The 18,647-nt window shown below is 58.6% G+C and carries 14 protein-coding genes and 2 pseudogenes; 3 read left to right on the top strand and 13 right to left on the bottom strand.

Annotated elements, in window-relative coordinates; translation table 11 throughout:
• The first annotated feature begins 138 nt into the window (after positions 1-138).
• Positions 139-1,533 (top strand): undecaprenyl-phosphate glucose phosphotransferase, encoded by a 1,395-nt coding sequence (locus AB4O16_RS26405; RefSeq protein WP_460156189.1) that lies wholly within the window; start codon positions 139-141, stop codon positions 1,531-1,533.
• Between the two features lie 203 nt (positions 1,534-1,736).
• On the opposite strand, the gene AB4O16_RS26400 is transcribed toward AB4O16_RS26405, so the two are convergent.
• The 6 genes and pseudogenes from AB4O16_RS26400 to galE all read right to left on the bottom strand — a co-directional run bounded on the left by AB4O16_RS26400 (position 1,737) and on the right by galE (position 7,940).
• Positions 1,737-3,815 carry a YjbH domain-containing protein gene (locus AB4O16_RS26400; protein ID WP_460156188.1) on the bottom strand — a complete coding sequence of 693 codons (2,079 nt, stop codon included), beginning with the start codon at positions 3,813-3,815 and terminating at the stop codon, positions 1,737-1,739.
• The gene (locus AB4O16_RS26395; RefSeq protein ID WP_160388867.1) at positions 3,812-4,573 is read right to left on the bottom strand and encodes a capsule biosynthesis GfcC family protein; all 762 of its coding nucleotides are present in this window, start codon (positions 4,571-4,573) and stop codon (positions 3,812-3,814) included. The genes AB4O16_RS26400 and AB4O16_RS26395 overlap by 4 nt, the downstream gene beginning before the upstream one ends.
• Positions 4,570-5,235 carry a YjbF family lipoprotein gene (locus tag AB4O16_RS26390; RefSeq protein ID WP_460156187.1) on the bottom strand — a complete coding sequence of 222 codons (666 nt, stop codon included), beginning with the start codon at positions 5,233-5,235 and terminating at the stop codon, positions 4,570-4,572. The genes AB4O16_RS26395 and AB4O16_RS26390 overlap by 4 nt, the downstream gene beginning before the upstream one ends.
• 14 nt (positions 5,236-5,249) lie before the next feature.
• Positions 5,250-6,364: pseudogene (locus tag AB4O16_RS26385) on the bottom strand (polysaccharide biosynthesis/export family protein).
• 90 nt (positions 6,365-6,454) lie between these two features.
• On the bottom strand, positions 6,455-6,691 hold the full coding sequence (locus AB4O16_RS26380; RefSeq protein WP_160388864.1) for a hypothetical protein: 237 nt from the start codon (positions 6,689-6,691) through the stop codon (positions 6,455-6,457).
• Between the two features lie 232 nt (positions 6,692-6,923).
• A complete protein-coding gene (gene galE / locus AB4O16_RS26375) occupies positions 6,924-7,940 on the bottom strand; it encodes a UDP-glucose 4-epimerase GalE (protein ID WP_160388863.1) in 1,017 nt (338 codons plus the stop codon).
• A gap of 390 nt (positions 7,941-8,330) precedes the next feature.
• Here galE and galU point away from each other — a divergent pair, with 390 nt between their 5' ends.
• Both galU and AB4O16_RS26365 read left to right on the top strand, forming a co-directional pair.
• Entirely contained in the window at positions 8,331-9,164 is an 834-nt protein-coding gene (gene galU / locus AB4O16_RS26370; RefSeq protein WP_160388862.1) for a UTP--glucose-1-phosphate uridylyltransferase GalU, read from the top strand.
• Between the two features lie 48 nt (positions 9,165-9,212).
• Positions 9,213-9,632: a mannose-1-phosphate guanylyltransferase gene (locus tag AB4O16_RS26365; protein ID WP_256678329.1), complete on the top strand. Its 420-nt coding sequence runs from the start codon at positions 9,213-9,215 to the stop codon at positions 9,630-9,632.
• Positions 9,633-9,638: 6 nt separating this feature from the next.
• Here the strand turns inward: AB4O16_RS26365 and AB4O16_RS26360 are convergent.
• The 7 genes and pseudogenes from AB4O16_RS26360 to AB4O16_RS26330 all read right to left on the bottom strand — a co-directional run.
• Positions 9,639-10,745: pseudogene (locus AB4O16_RS26360) on the bottom strand (SGNH/GDSL hydrolase family protein); the annotation flags it as partial.
• 27 nt (positions 10,746-10,772) lie between these two features.
• Positions 10,773-11,810 carry an acyltransferase family protein gene (locus tag AB4O16_RS26355; RefSeq protein ID WP_460156186.1) on the bottom strand — a complete coding sequence of 346 codons (1,038 nt, stop codon included), beginning with the start codon at positions 11,808-11,810 and terminating at the stop codon, positions 10,773-10,775.
• A 12-nt stretch (positions 11,811-11,822) separates the two neighbouring features.
• A complete protein-coding gene (locus AB4O16_RS26350; RefSeq protein WP_460156185.1) occupies positions 11,823-12,926 on the bottom strand; it encodes a hypothetical protein in 1,104 nt (367 codons plus the stop codon).
• On the bottom strand, positions 12,917-14,146 hold the full coding sequence (locus AB4O16_RS26345; RefSeq protein WP_160388859.1) for an MATE family efflux transporter: 1,230 nt from the start codon (positions 14,144-14,146) through the stop codon (positions 12,917-12,919). The genes AB4O16_RS26350 and AB4O16_RS26345 overlap by 10 nt, the downstream gene beginning before the upstream one ends.
• Positions 14,143-15,255 (bottom strand): polysaccharide pyruvyl transferase family protein, encoded by a 1,113-nt coding sequence (locus AB4O16_RS26340; protein WP_160388858.1) that lies wholly within the window; start codon positions 15,253-15,255, stop codon positions 14,143-14,145. The genes AB4O16_RS26345 and AB4O16_RS26340 overlap by 4 nt, the downstream gene beginning before the upstream one ends.
• A 15-nt stretch (positions 15,256-15,270) precedes the next feature.
• Positions 15,271-16,353 carry a glycosyltransferase gene (locus AB4O16_RS26335; RefSeq protein WP_460156184.1) on the bottom strand — a complete coding sequence of 361 codons (1,083 nt, stop codon included), beginning with the start codon at positions 16,351-16,353 and terminating at the stop codon, positions 15,271-15,273.
• Between the two features lie 40 nt (positions 16,354-16,393).
• Positions 16,394-18,616, bottom strand: a complete 2,223-nt coding sequence (locus AB4O16_RS26330) for a polysaccharide biosynthesis tyrosine autokinase (protein ID WP_460156183.1) — start codon at positions 18,614-18,616, stop codon at positions 16,394-16,396.
• Positions 18,617-18,647 lie beyond the last annotated feature (31 nt).

The raw sequence follows: 18,647 nt of genomic DNA, 5'->3' as shown, positions 1-18,647 counted from the left end.
TTAGTCTATTGACTGACGACAGTTCGGCATATCGACGTTGTTACCTCAGGACACTCACTACAACAACAATAAAAAGTCTGTTTAACAACTCGGATTTCAACTGTCGAAACCTGAATGGACGTCTTTTGGGGATATTGTATGGATCTTACTCTTAGTATCAATCGAAACACCGGCCTCAAGGGACTTACCTTTTGGGGGCAATGGGCGCTGGCACAGGGCTTTGTAGTTTCTCTGTTGTTCATACTTGCCGAGCGGCACACTGGAACGGTCGAGTTCTATTACCGAATGTGCGCAACGCTCGCCGTACTGGCCTCGGTTCCGGCTTATACGTTCAGTGGCGTGTACCGAAAAAGAGACAATTATCTGTCAGGGCTGGGACGCCTGTTCATGGGCTGGTCCATGACGATGGCGGCGCTGGCCTGCATCGCGTTTATCTGCAAGGCCGATGAGCTGTTTTCCCGGCAAGTCATCCTGGGTTGGGCGGTGTACGGTTTCCTCGGCCAGGCGTTGCTGTATGCGCCGCTGCATGCGTTCTCGAAGTTCTACCAGCGGTCCCGCAAAAGCGAGCATAAAACCCTGATCGTCGGCACCGGTGAACTGGCGCTGGGATTGGCGAACAAACTGAGCGACCTCGAAAACCTGCCATTGGTGGGCCTGGTCAGCAACGGTGCCCTTCCTGTCATGGAGCCGGGCGCACCGCGCATCGTCGGCGCCCAGGAAGACCTGCTGGAACTGATCAAGACCCATGACATCCGTCGCTTGTACATCACCCTGCCCCTGTCGGAAGCGGCAAAAATCGAAGCCATGTACGTCGATTTGCTGGATGCCAGCGTTGACGTGGTCTGGGTGCCGGACTTGAACAGCCTGACGCTGCTCAATCACTCGGTGAAAGTCGTGGACGGCCTGCCGGCGATCTACTTGAACGAAAGTCCGCTGACCAGCCGGCCCACCGCCGCGCTCAGCAAAAGCCTGGTGGAAAAAAGCGTGGCCCTGCTGGCCATTATCCTGCTGAGCCCGGTTTTGCTAGTCATTGCCCTGGCCGTGAAGCTCAACTCCCCCGGCCCGGTGTTCTTCAAGCAGGACCGTCATGGCTGGAACGGCAGGGTGATTCAGGTCTGGAAGTTCCGCTCCATGCGTGTGCACGATGATCATGAGGTCAAGCAGGCCAGCCGTAATGACTCGCGCATCACCGCCGTCGGACGCTTCATCCGTCGCACTTCGCTGGACGAGTTGCCGCAACTGTTCAACGTGCTGCAAGGGCACATGGCACTGGTCGGCCCGCGCCCTCACGCCATCGCGCACAACAACTACTACTCCGGGAAGATTCTCGCCTACATGGCGCGCCATCGAATCAAACCGGGCATCACTGGCCTGGCGCAGATCAACGGTTGCCGTGGCGAGACCGACACCATCGACAAGATGCAGAAGCGTGTCGAGATCGACCTCAAGTACATCAACAACTGGTCGTTGTGGCTGGACCTGAAGATTTTGGTGAAGACGCCGTTCACCTTGTTGTCGAAAGACATCTACTGATGGTTTAGGGCTGCACAAGGCAACACCGCAAGGGGACGCAAGTCCCCTTTTTTGTGGCTGTGATTTGGGAGTCGGGGGTCTACCCGGATTTCTGGATCAGCAAAAAACCACTGTAGGAGCTAGCCTGCTCGCGAAGGCGTTGGGTCCGTCAACATCAATGCTGAATGTACCGACGTCATCGCGAGCAGGCTCGCTCCTGCAGGTTACTCGGTGATCTTCTCGAAGTTGCGATAGAACATGTCGTCGTCGCGACTGTCGGTCATGGAGTGCAACTGGTAGCTGCGATTGAGCCGTGCACCGCCGTCCCGGGTCAGTGGCGACCAGACGAGGTTGGCGCGACGCATGGTCGACATGCTCATCAGTTCGTCGAACGGAATGGACAGGTAGATGCCTTTGTCGAAACTACCTTCGCCGTATTCAGCACCGGTTGCGGTGGTGATCGTTGCCCAGGCGCCAAACCGTACCCCGTTGGAAAACTCTCGCGAGATATCCAGCGTGCCGCCCCAGTCGCCTGCCAGGTAACGCCCGACGCTGACGGCTGCCAGCGTATCGTAGGGCAAGTCGGTGTAGCCGGTGATGTGGCCGGTTACCACTGAATAATCACGCAAGCCAAACCCTTGGTCGAACTCACGCTGGCGGACGTAGTTCAGGTCCGCGCCCACCGACCAGCGCTCGCCGGTCGGACGGAACAGCACCTCGCCCCCGACGCCGGCAAACATCGACTCCAGGTAGCCACCGTAGACCATGCCATACAGGTCCTTGTCCAACTGTTCGGCATGGCTGAACTGGAACAACGGCATGGTGACGTCGGACGTGGTCATGTACTGGCGCAAGTCCGTGCGCACGCGGGGCAAGCCGCTGGGTGCGTCATAGGTGAACTTGTCGAAGTTGTTGATCAGGTTGGCACTGAGCAAGCCGCTCCACCAGGTGTTGCGGTTGAAGCGGTACTCGGCGTCCGCGTCGGCACTGAACTGATAGAGCAAGCCATCGGGGCCACCGACGTTCTGCTTGAAGCCCAGTCCGACGCCATAAGCGAATGGCTGCATCGCTTCGGTGTAGAGGGTTTTCTCGTTGTGCGGCATCGCCGGGTTGATTTCGGTGGTGCGGTGCAGCGTTTGCAGCGGCTCCTCGTTGTTGATCACTTCGCGGAAGGTTTGCCGTGGCACGCTGGTTTCTTCGAGGGGCAAGTCGTAGCGCTTGTTCACTACGGTGAACCAGTCGATATCGTCGTTGACGCTGTTGTCCAGAATCCGGCTCGCCCGGCCAACGGCCTTGGCCGAATGGAAGTAACGCTGCTGCTCGCCATACACGATCAACTCGGAATCGCGCTGGCTGATGCGCTCGACCTTGTACCCGGCATTTTGCTGCAGGCGCCGGGACACATCGGCCCAGTTGACCTGATCCATCCCGGTGCTTGGCGCTTTCACTGGCAAGGGTTCAGCCGGCGGGTCGAACGTCTTCGCCGGCGCCTTGCGGCTGACAAAGTTGGTATGGAAAGTGACACCGAACATCGCCGTGTTGCCGCGCTCCCAGGCCGCGCTGACGTCGATCGAGTCAGTCAGCTTGAACACCGCGCCGAGGTTGATCGGCGAGTCCTGCTTGATCTCGTTGTCCTTCGGCTCGTGCTTGTAATCGTTGCCTTCGTATTCGAGTTTCAGACTGAGCCGATCCCAGGGCGTCTGATAGCTCACGCCGCCGAAAAAGGAAGGGCTGCCGCGAAAATAGGCCCCGGCGTTGACATCACCGGTGCCCTCGCTGTCGGGCCGGGTCTTGAAGCGATCACTGATGTAGCCCAGCGGGTTTTCGAAGTCACCGCGGTTGCCCAGGTAACCCCAGGCAATGCCGGCGCTGAAATCAAGATTGTCGTAGCGCTTGTTGGCCACCACGAATTCACTGGAGAACAGGCCTGTACCACCGATGTCCCGGAAGCCCACGGCCACCTCGGGCGCCCAATGGCTTTCTTCCCACAGGCGGGCCTTGAGGTCGACCGCCTTGTCCTTGTAGCTCTGGCTGCCACTCAGCGATTCAGGGCCGTAAGGGCGGTTGGTGATCGCGGTGTAGCGAAACGAGCCTTCCAGCCACTCAAATGGCTGAAGTGAAACGCTGTAGCGACTATAGGGGTCGGTGCGGTTGGCATTCAGACTCAACTCACCGGCCGGCGCCATGCGCGCCGTCGGCGTTTGTAACAAGCCTGCGCCACCGAAATCATTCTGGGTAATGCGTGGTTCTGCATGAGCCAGACCACACGGCAATAACAATACGGCTGCAAAACGTAAATTCAACGAACCACCTCAGCCAGCTGCGTGGCAATAAATTCGGCCAACTGCTGATTCAGTTCAGGGATAGGCGGATCAAGGTCATCGCTTTTGACCGGGACCAGAATCTTGCTGCCGGCGGCAGGTATCTGCCCGCTCTCGCGATTCCAGTGGGCAATGCCGACGCGCCGGGTGACGCCGTTGGGCTGGATCAACCACAGGTAATCGGCGTCCGCATCGACAAGCGGTGTGCAACCCTGCAGGTAATCGCGGGCCTCTTGCAGCGCTTGATAGGGCAACCGACACGACTCGGCGACAGCGCCGAGCACCTCGACTTCGTCGACCCGCAACGGGTAGATGAGGCGATCGCCGTCGTCCAGGCGAATGTTGCGGGCAAACCCGACTTCCACGGCGACCGGGTCCAGGACAGCCACCTGGCGCCCAGTGACCGGCATGCGCCTGACTTGCTCGGCCAACCGCACCGCCAGGGCAGCCCGGCTCGGCCTGTCGAAAAGCACGGCCATGCGCTGCAGCACGTCCAGATCAAACAGCACCCCGACCTTGAGCCGGGTCTGTTGCTCGACCAGGGACTGACGCAGCAATACGCCCGCCAACCAGTAACTCTCGGCATTGGGCTGTGCCACGCTGATCACGTCCAGCAATCGCCCGCCCGCCGGCAGCTCGACCGCCCCCGGATTGGCAACATCACCGGTGACGGTGACCGTTGCATGGCAGGCGCCGGCGATGAACAGCAGGCATGCCGATAGAGCCCTGACCCGCTTCACCGGGCATGCCTGCGGTCAGGGGTCAGTTGCACGATCTTGACCCGCAGCTGCGAGGTCAGTTGCTGCTCACTCTGCACAATGAAACCGTCAACGGGATCGACCCAGTAACGATTGGTCGCACGCAGGCCGATGGCCGGCGCGTCAATCTGCTCATCGACACGTAGCACGGCATATTCCTTGTTGAGGATTTCCAGGGTTTCCATGGATTTGCGGAAGAAGCGACTGTTCAAGGTCACCCCGACTTCCTGGCCCTGGTAGAGATCGATCCAGCGCTTGCTGGTGTAGCCATCCGGTACTTGATGGAGGCCTTGCTTGAAGGGCGAGACGTCAGCGAGGCGCGTCCCGTCCAGATCACCGCCCAGGCCCAGGCCGATGCTGCGCACCGCGAGACCGTCGCGCATGAGCAGAACCTGTTTGCCGGACGCGACCCAGAACTGCAGGTCGCCGCGCTCACGCACCAGCGCCAGCACGCCGGAACCGGACGGCGTGGTCAGCTTGAGCTGGGGAAAGCGCACATCCGCCACCTGGGCCGCCGTCACGTCCAGCTCATCCGGGCCCGCCACCGCCGATTTGAGGTTGGTCATCGAAGCAACCATCAGCGGGTTACAGCCACACAACATCAAGGCCGCTATCAAGCAGACGCCAACATTCAACGTTCTCACGATCGGACCCGGCCTTAATTGCTGTTGCTGCTGACTTCACTCATGTTCTTCGCCGCGGAAGCGCCCGAACCGACAATCGCCGCCGACGGCACCAATTGGCTGACGAAGCGATTCCAGCGAGTCACGTTGGCAGGACCGACGTAGACAACGTCCTGGGGACGTACTTCAAAGTGCGTGGCCAGCGCCATGGCGGTCGGTGATTCTGCTTGCAGTTGGTAGACCTTCGCCGGTTCGACATCGAGGTTTTCAACCCCCTGATCACGTACACGGCGTTACCGTTGGAGGTGGTCTGACTCAATCCGCCGACCGAGCCCAGCACATCGGACAGGTTCATGGTGGCAGTCTTGAAGCTCAGTGCGCGGGGCTGGTTGACCTCACCCATGACGTAGATGCGCTTTTTGTCGTTGTACGGCAGATACAACTGATCGCCACCCTTGAGGTAGACGTTCTGCAACTCGGAATCCGGCTGGTTGAGCGTGTCGAGATTGAGCGTGTAGACCCGCCCGTTTCGCGTCAGCAACAGACCGGACAAGTCCGCACTCGTCGTATCGATACCGGCAGAACCGAGGGCCTCGACCACACTGAGCGGGTTGGTGGAAATCGCTTGCGGACCGGCCTTCGAAACGGCGCCCGTGACCACGACTTTCTGACTGGAAAAGCGCAACACGGCGACATCCACCTGCGGGTCCGCGATGAAGGCCGACAACCTTTCTTCGATGTCCGATCGCAGTTGCTGGACGGTCTTACCGGCCGCCTGCACCTCTTTGATAAACGGGTAGTACAGCGTGCCATCGGCCCGAACCAGGCGACCGTTGGCATCAATCTGCTGTTGCGCGCCGGAGGGTGCGGTCAGCTCCGGGTGATCCCAGACCGTGATGTACAGGACATCGTTACTGCCGATGCGGTACTCGGCCGGTGCCGCCAACAGTTCCGTCGGCACGGACTCACGCTTTTGCGTGGCCCTGTTCATGGCGATGAGCTTGGGCGTGATCGGAATGAGCTCGACCCGGCTGCTCTCACTGGCGCCCTGGCGTGTGATATCACTGGTGCTCAGGTATTGGCCGGGGGAAAACATGCAACCTTGTAAAGCGATGCTTGCCAACATTAAAAGAGAAAAACTACGAGTCATAATGGCACTACGCTATTCAAGGGCGAATCTCAAAACAAAGTCACCCGATTTGCATCGGGCGACCTTGTACTGCACCAACAGATGTTTCAGTTAGTTGTGCGTACCGGTTGTACCCGTGGTACCTGTCGTACCCGTCGTACCGCCGTTTGCACTTCCACCACTGTTGGACGCTGCTACAGCACTGGCGACCATTGCAGTACTGGCTGCAGTGGCTTGAGTCGCCGCCACGCTACCCAATACATTGGTCGCAGTTGTAAGCGGCGCTTCTACCGCGGACGCCCAGTTGCTCAACATCGTCAACAGGGCAATTGCCATCACTTTCTTCATATCAACTCCTTTCTAACATTCGACCTGATCGAAATCGGGTAGTGCGTTAGAGGTGGTAGAGTTCAAGCCCGCGAAAAGTGCGGACAAGATCCGTCGTTCTTTCACAGTCTTACCCAACTAATAAAAGTCGAACGGCAGGTTTATATCTACGGACTTGCAAAAGGCATAGCCAGTGTATTTTCCCGACAACATCTAACAACCCGACCGAAAATAACGTTAGGCTAAAACGCCATCATCCCAGGTAGCCTTTGGGGTGATTCGATTGCCAGCGCCAGGTATCAATGACCATGTCCTGCAAGTTGCGCGTAGCCTTCCAGCCCAGCTCTTTCTCCGCCTTGGAAGGATCGGCCCAGCTCTCGGCGATATCACCCGAGCGACGCGGCATCATCCGATAGGGCACCGGCTGACCGCAGGCCTGCTCGAACGCCCGCAGTACTTGCAACACGCTGTAGCCGTCGCCCGTGCCCAGGTTCCAGGTATGAATGCCGGTGCGCCCGGCGATGGACTGCAAGGCCTTGAGATGGCCGTCCGCCAGGTCCACGACGTGGATGTAGTCGCGCACCCCGGTGCCGTCGACCGTGGGGTAGTCGTTACCGAAGATCGACAACTCTTGCAGGCTGCCAACCGCCACCTGGCTGATGTAGGGCACCAGGTTATTCGGAATGCCGCTCGGGTCTTCGCCCAGATGGCCGCTGTCATGCGCGCCGATCGGGTTGAAGTAACGCAACAACGCGATGCTCCAGCGCGGCTCGGCCAGGCTCAGGTCACGCAGCACATTTTCGACGATCAGCTTGGATTGACCGTAGGGATTGGTCGGGTTGCCCGTGGGGAAATCCTCGCGGATCGGCATCTGCTCCGGCTCGCCGTAGACCGTGGCCGACGAACTGAACACCAGGCGAAACACCCCGGCAGCGGCCATCGCCTGACACAGCGTGATGCTGCCGCTGACGTTGGTCTCGTAATACTCAAGCGGCTTGCGCACGCTCTCGCCCACAGCCTTGAGACCGGCAAAATGCAGGACAGCATCGATGGCATGCTGCTGGAAAATCCGGTCCAGCAAGGCCCGATCGCACACATCGCCGCGAATCATCAGCGCACTCTTGCCGCAAATGACTTCCACCGCGTGCAATGCCGCATCGCTGCTGTTGCAAAGATTATCCAGCACAACAACTTCATAGCCTGCCTCAAGCAGTGCGAGCGTGGTGTGCGAACCGATATATCCAGCTCCACCCGTTACCAGAATTTTCATAGCGCGGTCCATAGTGGGAAAGGTGCGAAGTTGCTCGTCAAGCGCCTCTTGTTAAAGGTGTGTGCTGAACCACACAAATAAGAGCGACAACAACCCAAAACAAAATTAGTTCAACGACTAGCAATAAATATTTTTTCAGACCAAACTGTATTGCGGGATACTTATTAGCATTCCGACGCACGCACCACTATCAACAGATACCGACTAAAAATAACCAACAACTATCAACCCGACATCTCATAACATTGTCGCGTTATCCGCACATTGCTATTTGCCACTAGCGGCCATACTCAGGTATTAAAGTAAGCCTTCAATAAACATTGAAACTTGCAATCACTCGTTATTGCGCGCACCCGTTGTCCGTGTTCTATGACTGTCCAGGATACTTTTATGATTCGTAAATGTTTGTTCCCCGCTGCCGGCTATGGCACTCGTTTCTTGCCAGCGACCAAAGCCATGCCCAAGGAAATGCTGCCGATCGTCAACAAGCCATTGATCGAGTACGCCGTCGAAGAAGCACGGGACGCCGGCCTGCAACACATGGCGATCGTCACCGGGCGGGGCAAGCGTGCGCTGGAAGACCACTTCGACATCAGCTATGAACTGGAGCACCAGATTCGCGGCACCGAGAAAGAGAAGTTCCTGGCCGGAACCCGCGAGCTCATCGACACCTGCACCTTCTCCTACACCCGTCAGGTGGAAATGAAGGGCCTGGGCCACGCCATTCTCAGTGGCCGTCCGTTGATCGGTGACGAACCCTTCGCCGTGGTACTGGCCGATGACCTGTGCCTGAACCTGGAAGGTGATGGCGTTCTCACGCAAATGATCGAGCTGTACAAGAAATACCGCTGCTCGATCGTGGCCATCCAGGAAGTCCCCCGCGACCAGACCCACAAGTACGGCGTGATTGCCGGCGAGCCGATCTCCGACGGGATCTACCGGGTCAACAACATGGTGGAAAAACCGGCCCCACAGGACGCCCCATCGAACCTGGCAATCATCGGCCGCTACATTCTGACGCCGGATATCTTCGACCTGATCGCCGACACCGAACCGGGTAAAGGTGGCGAGATCCAGATCACCGACGCGCTGATGAAACAGGCGCAGAACGGCTGTGTGCTGGCCTACAAGTTCAAGGGTTTGCGCTTCGATTGCGGCGACGCCGAGGGTTACTTGCAGGCGACCAACTTCTGCTACGAAAACGTGTACCTCAAGGGCCGCTAAGACGGCTCCAGCACCCGACGCCCACTCTTCATTTCAGGCAGGCCAACCATGAACATTAAAAAACTCTCGGCATACATTGAAATGGAGGTGGGCAACCTCGGGGTGATGTCCTCGTTATCGCGCCATCAGCGGTTGCCGAGCGCCAACGAATCCTGGCTCGGCCCCACTCTGCTGGTGGAACGGATCGGTATGTTTCCCTCTTCCGGAGACATCCGCCGGCCGATGCTCGACCCCTATCCCCTCCTCGCTCACCTGAAAAGGCTTTACCGCGGGCAGGCGCTGGAAATCGATGACCGCGATGGACTGAAAGTGATTTTCAGCGACTGGCGATTCCGGGTGCGCATTTGCTGCAATGACCCGGCCATCATCATCAATGTGGAGACCCGTTGCGCTACGCAACTGATGCCGCTTAAAACCGCAGAGCTGCTCGCTCATCTGGAGCACTTCGAATCGGCTGCCCTGTGCTGATACCCCGGAGTTGCCACCGACAAGAAGACGATAGAAGTAATCAGCGATCACTTGCCCACCCGTGGCCGGCACCGGATGAATCTTGTCCGGGCCGATCATGGTGGCGGTGTAGCGTTTGACGTCGGTACCGAATGCACATTGCAGATTGGCGTAACCCAAATGCTGCTCGCGTGCCCAGGGTTCCAGGACTTGCGCATAGGCCGACATCGGGTAAGCACTGGAACGCGTCGTGTCCTGACGCAGGATCAGGTTGATGCTCGCCGCCGGTTGAATCTCACGGACCATCCCCACCAATCCCTGAATGTTCTTCTGGTACTGCTCGGGCTTCACGCCAAAACCCTGGTCGTTGCCACCCAGCATGATCAGGTAGATGTCAGCTGGAATCTTCGACACCACCGTCTTCCACTGCGCCTGCCAACGGCTATCGCTGTGGTAGAAGTCAGCGGATGCCGCGCCGGACGCCGCCAGCTTTGATACCCGCACGCCGCCCTGGTCGTTGCTCATCCACAAGCCAAAGAGCGTTGGCGCGCCTTTCACCACTTCCAGCCGGAACGACCAGTTTGTCGCTGCCGAGGTGCCCGGCAGCGGCACTTCCTGAACCCCCGAGCCTGCGAGCGTCAATGGCTGCCAGGATTGGGACGGTGCCCAGCGGTAACGAACCTCATTGGGTTCGCCATTGCCGAGGTAGAGCAGTTTGGCTAGGGAGACAGCCGTGTTGATGGCCGCTGTCGGATTGGCATCGATCTGCAGCCAGGCGCCGGGCCCTCCGGTAAAGGTGCGACTATCGGGGCTGGCCTGGCCGAGGGCGGACACCTGCCAGTCGCCGCCGAAGTATTTTTCGCTGCTGCGGGTGTATTTGAAGTGCGTGCCGCCAAGTGCCGCGCCATGGTTGAAACCGACATAGCCGGGACCGGCGAAACCCGTCTCCCCGGCCAGCCGCTGTACCAGTTTGTTCAGATAGAAATCCTGCCCGGCGCTATAGCTGTCGCCGATCACCGAGATCGACAGGACCTTCCCACCCTTCCCTTCGCGCCACTGGCCAAACCGTTCGCGAGCGTCGCCGACTTCGACCACTGACGCCGCAACAGGCTGGACGTCATCAACTGCCAACATGCATCGCTTCCTTCACTCGAACACTCATCAGGTCTGGGGTACCGGGGCGACGTTTGCCGGCGGTTTTTTAGCCGCCGCACGCTCACCCAGGAACAGCACGGAGGTGAAGTTGAATCGACTGAAAACCATCGATAGAACCACCGGCCCCAGCAAGCCACACGTCAAGCCACCGAGCACCAGAAGGCTTTCGTCCTTCACGCCCAAACGCCCCAGGACCAACCGCGAAGTGGCGGCAAACAACACATGGAACAGGAAAATCCCATAGGAATACCCGCCGAGCCAGGTCAGCCATTTCGAGCGCATGTCACTGGACAGCAACGCAATGCAGGACACGCAACCCACGGTCAAACCGATCAGGCTGCGGCGGTCGACGATCAACTCGCGATCCACCGCCGCCACGTACAGTAGCGTCAGCGAGATCAACACAAACACCAACGGCCCGATCACCTTGAACCGTTGTTTCACCGCATCGACATTTTCCTGGCCAATCATCCCCGCCACAAAGAACGGTAGCAGGTAGATCGCGCCATTAATGCCGAACGCATCGAACTTGAACTGCGGTAACAAAAACAACACCGCCGAAAAGGCAAACAGCAGATACAAGCGCGTCGCCGAGCGCAGCAAACCACGCCACTCCAGCAGGCCGACGAACATGAAAATGATGAACACCGCCTGCAGGAACCAGAAGTGGTTGATCGGCACCCAGAACGACAACAACGCGTCGATCACACCGACGTCCTTGTTCACACCCGGCCCCACCGCCTGCAACACCGAGAACGGCACGCCCACGCAAAACAGCGGCACGATCAAGCGTCGCACCTTGCCGCTGAAAAACGCGGAAAAGTCATTGCCGCGTATTTTGTAGATGGAGTAAATGTAGCCCGAGATAAAGGTGAACAGCGGCATCCGCACGTACACCATGGAGTCGGCAATCACCCGGAACGGCGAGCCCAGGTCTATTTTCAAGCCGCCGCCCAACGGGCCGATGACGTGATAGAGCACCAGCAGCAGGCACGCCAGGCCACGCAGGGTTTCGATCTCCAGGGACTTTTTCCTACTCGACATAAAGCACCTGCCTCAATTCAGAATTCTTGATTCAACCTGCACCGGCTTGTTCGCCCGCAACATCAATCCCAGACCGACGAACAACACCGGCACCACCATCGAGAAGTGCCGGGCGAAGGAGCCGAAGTCCGGCTCGAACAGGCCTTGAACCAGCAGGAACGCCAGCGGAATCGCGATAAGTTCCTTCGGCTTGGTCTGGATCGGCGCGCCTTTGTAATCGGTCGAGGTGATGACTTTGAATAGCAGCAATGCGGTCAAGATCATCAACGCCACGAAGATCACCTGCCCCGGCCCCGACAGCAAAATCAGTTCCACCGGGAACGACAGCCGGAAGAAAATGATCATCGAGTCCAGCGCTTGCGAGACAAAGTCGCTGCCGCTGAGCCACGAGACGATCAACGACTTGGAGCCCTCTTCGCCCGCGGTGCGCAGTTCATTGTTGCTGGCGCGAATCGACGACACCGGAAACCCGAGCGCCACCTGGATCGCCATGGCGACCGCCAGGTAGAACAAGAACAGCATCAGGAAAAAGGTGAGGCGCGAGACATACTTCTTCATCACGCAGACGCCGACCCAGGACAGTGAAAACAGAATCCAGTAGGGCCGGATCAGCACACCGTAGATCACCGCCGAGAAGAAAAATCCGCCGCGATACTTGCGCGTCAAAGAGCTGAGTAAAATGCTCAACACCGCCACCGACACAATGATTTCCTTGGTCAGGTTTTCAAGGAAGAACGAACGAACGATGCCCCACAGACACAGCGTGCCGAAAATCGTCAGCGGCATGCGCCGGAAGACCACCACCGGAATCGCCGTGAGGAAAAAATTGCAGAACATGCCGTACGCCCAGGCATTGGTCAGATTGATCCCGGTGGGTCGCAGCAGAAACGCCGAACACTCATAGGAAGAGCGATCCGGCGAGAACGGGTTCCAGAAATTGCAGTTGTCGGCACGGGCGTAGGACGACCACAAGGTCATGGCATCCGGGCCAGGATCGCGAGGGACCAACAGCGGCATGGCCACTGACAGAAACAACCCGGTGAACAGGATCAGGAACGATATCGACGAGTCGAGTCTCTTGCCTCGAAACTCGATGCACGGCAGCTTCAACCCCATGCCAAAGCCCCCTTCGGCCGGGTCACACGGGTCAACACGGCAATCACGCCGAGCTGCACGATGATCGCAAAGACGTTGCCCCAGGCAGCGCCGTAGATCGAATAGTGCTTGATCAGCAGGTAGCTGGCCGGCACCGAAACCAGCAAGCAGATTGCCGCACTGGCCAGTGACACCCGGCTGTTCTTCGAGGCAATCAAACCGCCCCAGACGATGTCGCCAATGGCACGCAGGGCGAAGGAAAAAATCAGCACGCCGAGGATCGCGTTGTCCGGACGCGGCACGGTCGTGGCGACGTAATCGAGCACAACGTTGAAGAACAGATAAATCAGCACCGCCACTGCGGCGGACACCACCAGCGAGCGCATGACCCATTTGTTCACGAACAGTTGCCGGACCGTGAACGGCTGTTGATCAGCCTGAAAACGCTTGGCGAGCACCGGAATGCCGACCACCGCCACCACCGCATAGGACAGCGCCTGCAGGGTATTGGCAGCCGACCAGGCGTACACGTACTTACCAAGGCTGGCGTAGGGCTCGAGGTCGATAATCAGAAAGCGCTCGGCGTACTGACTCAACGCGATCAAGCCCGTGCCGAGATAGAACGGCAACCCGGCCTTCCACACGGTCGCCGTGGCCAGCGACCCGCTCACCCGGCCCTTGTGCACGTTCACCACAATCAGGTAACCGGCGACGATCACCAGCACGTTGGCCGCAACCCACAGCCACAGCACACTGGCGATCCCGGACACCCAGCCGAGCATCATCCCGCCCACCGCCAACAGCGCCCAGAGGCCGGTCTTGATGAAAAACAGCAGCGCGCCCGCCGTGGCTTTCTGCGCCGAAAACACGAACGAGTTGATTTCGAACGACAGATGTTCCGTGAGCAAAACCAGGGTCACGCAGAGGATCAGCGTGGTCGTTGCCTCGACGTCCTGGAACAGCGAATAAACCAACACCGTCACCACCGACAACAACAGCCCCACAGCCAGGTACAGCAGCAGGACCTTGTCGACGACCCGTCGCGAACTGCCACCGACGCTGATCAACCGATTGATTTCGGAACTGAAGCCGACGCTGTAGAACTTCGACGCAATCAACGAGGCGGCGACCACCACGCCGTAAAAACCCAGCGCCTCATAACCGAGGAAATGGGTGATCGCCAGCACCAGCAAAAACTTCGCGCCCAATGCTCCGCCGCGAAGCAGTAGCCGAAATATCATCGAACGATACCTTTGATGATGTCGTCCATGGCCACGGTTTTTGCCTCGATCTCGCGGCAAGTGTCGGTCAGGCGTTTGCCGAAACTGGACAGTGCGTTCGGCGCGTAGACCGTGTCGATGATGGTGTCGACATTAATGTCGCCGCCGTTGATCACCCAGTCTTCCACGCCCATGTCCTGATAGGCGCCGAAACCTTTGCGCTCATAGCTGATGTGGTACGCCGGGACGCCGGACAGCAGCGATTCGATGGCGCCGTGCAGGCGCACGGAAATCACCAGGTCCGGCTGATATTTGGCCAGCGTCGCCTTCAACGGCAGCAGGTCTTCGGTAATGCCCAATTCGCGATAGAACGCACCGTCATCGTTGCCGCGAACGGCGCTCTGGACCGCGCAAACCACTTTGCTTTTGTTCTTCAAGCGTTGCAGCAGCAGCTTCAAGTTCGCCACGTAGGCGACCTTCTTTTCCTTGCTCCACTCCGGCGGCTTGCGCAGCACCACACACACCGTTGCCGGCGATGACGCGCAACGGGTGAACTTGGGCTGCATGAGGATTTTGCTGGCCAATGACTGGACCGCCAGATCCGGCGCGCGGTAGACATTTTCACAGGCATCGAAAATCGCCGACGACCTGTTGTCACGCACGAACACCGCATCGGCGCTGGCGTAATGCTCGACGATCTTGCTGCTCTCGCCGTGGAACGGTCCGATGCTTTGCGGCAGGTACACCGACGGCACTTTGCTGAGGATCGCCGTTTCCAGTTGCTTGGCGTGGCCCAGTTTCAACTTGATGTGTTCGAAGGCGCTTTTGGAGCGCATGTAGCCGCCACCGACGCCGACGATCAAATCGGTTTTCTTCAACAGATCAGCAAGACCGGCGTAGGACTGGTTGAGGAACACTGCCTGCTTGACCCTCCCCAGTCCCTTGGCCGCCATGACCGGCGCGTCAAAACGCGGGTGCGGCAAGTAACTGAAGGACTCTGGATCGGAGGCCACGACACTGATCGAGGTGTCATCACCAAAGTTTCGCTGCACCAGGGCAATGGCCAGATCCACGAGCAGACCGTCACCGGAGTTGGACGCACTGTAGCCATGCAAAATCGTTACGTTCATATGTTTGAGTTCTAATTAAAAAGTGGGGGCGCGATACAGGTCGTAGGTCTGGCGGATCATCAACGCGGCGCTGAAGCGCTCGCGGACGATGCTGCGCCCTTCGCTGCCGAGGTCGAGCAACCGCGGCTTCTGGATTATCGTCAACACATCGGCCAGCGCCTGGTGATCCCCACTGGGGAAGACGTAGCCGGACACCTCGTTGGTGACCAGTTCGGGTAGCGACGTGCAGTTGCTGGCAATCACCGGCAAGCCCATGGCCATGCCTTCGAGCGGCACCATCGCAAAGCCTTCCCAGCGACTCGGGACGATCAACGCATCGGCTTTGCGGTAGAGCACCTGGACTTCGCCAGGCGTCACCCACGGCAGGTATTCAACCCCTTCCATCGGCGGGCACTCGACCGAATCCTCGTTCACGGCGCTGCCAACCACCGTCAGTTTCAGATCACTGCGCTGGACTTTGGCGAAAGCCTTGAGCAGCACGTCGAAGCCTTTCTGATAATCGAGACGGCCGACAAAGAGCAGATGAATCGGCTCGGGACTGTTGGCTTTGGGCGCGTCATCCTTGTGATGAATGCCGTTGTAGATCAGCTTCATGCGCTTGCGCTCAATGCCGAATCGCGCGGCCTTGTCGAGCTCGTACTGGCTGACGCAGATGATCACGTCGGTGACCTTCTGCAGTGCCCGCTCGATCCACGCGTAGGCTTTCTGTTTGGTCGGAGAGCTTTCCATCAGGAACGAAAAAGCATGCGGGCAGTAGACGATCTTCGGCTTGCGCCAAGGTCGCAACAGCACGCACACACAACGTCCGATAACCCCGGAAAAGGTGCTGTGCAAATGCACGACATCGGGTTTTTCCTTGAGCATCACCTGGGTCAGTCGCCAGGCGAAGCGCAGCAACGACGGCACATTGCGTCCAGTCCGGGTGAAGGTGCGGATCTGTTGCCCGGCAATCCCGTGCAGTTCCTTTTCCTGATCCTGCGGGACCAGATAGACCAGCTCATAGTTTGCCGCGTCGCCTTCGGGTGAAACCGAGATCGTGCGGATCACCGTTGCGACGCCACCTTTGATCGTCTCTGCCACGTGCAGTATTTTTTTCACAACTCACCCACTTCAAACATGAAAGGACAACCGCTGACACTCAGGATTTGTCGGACGCGTATTCGTAGTTGTAATAGCCGCCGTTACCGTAATAGCTGGCCGCACGCTTCTCGACGCCGTTGAACACCGCACCCTTCAACTCGATGCCGTTCTGGGCGAATCGACGAATCGTCAGCTCGATCTCTTTGGCCGGGTTCACCCCGAAGCGCGTGACAATCAGGCTGATCCCCGCTTCGCGACCGACAATCGCCGCATCCGTCACCGCCAGCAGCGGTGGCGTGTCGATGATCACCACGTCATACAGCTCGCTGAGTTGCGCCAGCAGCTCACGAAAGTTGGCGTGCATCAGCAGCTCGGAAGGATTGGGCGGGACCTGCCCGCGACTGATGAAATGCAGGTTGTCGACTTCGACTCTGTTGATTGCCTGCTCGATGTTGCAGCGTTTGACCAACAGGTCCGACAAGCCATTGGTGATCGGTGTGTTCAGCGTCTTGTGCAGATGGCCTTTGCGCATGTCGGCATCGATCAGTACCACCCGCTGCCCGCTCTGCGCCATGACCGCCGCGAGGTTGGAGGAGACGAAAGTCTTGCCGACCTGCGGGCTCGGACCGGAAATCATGATCCGGTTGTTGGTCGAATCCAGCCCCGCAAAGTGCAGGCAGGTGCGCAAACTGCGGATCGACTCGATGGAAAGGTCCGTCGGGTTACGCAGGGCCAACAGGTACGCGGGCTTGTCCGCCCCATCCCGGGCGCGAACTTTTTTGCTGTCCTCTTCCTGTTGCAAGACGCTGTAGGGAATCGACGCGTACACCGGCAAGCCGAGTTGCTCGATGGCCTCCGGACCTTCCAGGCCCCGGCTCAGGGATTTACGCAGCAACACCAGCGCAACGCCGAAAAAGGCGCCGAGGAAGGTGGCAATCAGAACGATCAAGGCTTTTTTCGGTTTGACCGGGCTGGTCAGGTCGACATCCGCGGTGTCGACCAATCGCACGTTGCCCACAGCCCCCGCCCGGACGATGTCCAGCTCCTGGGATTTGTTCAGCAGTTGTGTGTAGATCTGCGACGCCACTTCCACGTCGCGGGTCAGGTTCAGCAGCTCCTGTTGCGTCGCAGGCAGGTCCTGGGCCTTGCCCTCCAGCGCCTTCTGCTGCTGGGTCAATTCGCCGATCTGGGTCATCAGCGCACGGTACGCCGGGTGCTGCCTGGTGAACTTGCGATCCATCTCCGCCTGTTGCATTTTCAGTTCGGAGATACGGGTGTCCAGACTGACAACCTGTTCCAGCACCGATTGGGTTTCGAGGGAAATGTTGACCGTCTTGCCACGGGTTTGATAACCGTTGAGCGCATCGCTGGCCTTGGCCAGGTCACGCTTGACCTGCGGCAACTGGCCTTGCAGGAACTCCAGACTCTGCGCCGCTTCCGCCGACGTGCGTTGCACATTCTGCTGCACATACAACGAAGCGATTTTATTGAGGATTTTCACTGCCTCGGCCGCATCGGTGCTGGCCAGGGCCAAACGGATGATCCCCGACTCCTTGCCTTGTTCGGAAATATCCAGCGCATCCTGGTAACTCTGGATGGTCACGATCCGTGGATTGCGCACCACTTCGAAGCGGGTGCCGGGGTTTGCCGACAGTTGAGCGATCAACCCCTCTACATCGTCGTGCTTGAACGCTTCGCCTGCGACGCCTTCGGCCAGCAAGTTGTCGTTTTCATCGAACAACTGGAATCGATGCTGCTCGCCGGCGACCAGCGTGAGCTTCTTGCCCAGCAGTTCTTTCGGCAGATTGAGCCGGTTAATCTCCAGGCGTTCTCCGCCCCAGGCGTAGCTGTTCAGGCCCAAACGCGGCGCCGCGACACTGAACTCGGTCTCGCCGCGATAACGCCGGGCAAGAAAACCGCCAATGACCGGGAAGGTTTTGGGGGTGACGTCGATATCAAGGCGAAGATCGTCGACCGTTTTGCCGATCACCGCGCGGGACTTGATGATGCCGATTTCGGTCACCGACGGCGATTGCCCGCCGAGCATGCTGTTGAGATCGGAGAACCCGAGCATGTCGTTCTTCTTCGGTTCAACCTGCACCAGCGCGTTCGCCAGGTACACGGGAGTCGCCAAAACCGCATAGGCAACGCCGGTCGCCATGAAGGCACCGGTGAGCGCGCCGATCAACCATTTCTGGTCGATCAAACTGCCAAATATGCCGAGAAGATCAATGCTGTCTTGATCGTTGTCACGGGTGCCGATTACTGACGGTAACTGCATAAGTCTGTTCTTACCATTCACTGATCTGAAG

The sequence above is a fragment of the Pseudomonas sp. S2_H10 genome, from assembly GCF_054668285.1.
Note: the sequence above shows the minus strand (reverse complement) of the source record. Positions and strands in the feature narration are given on the sequence as shown.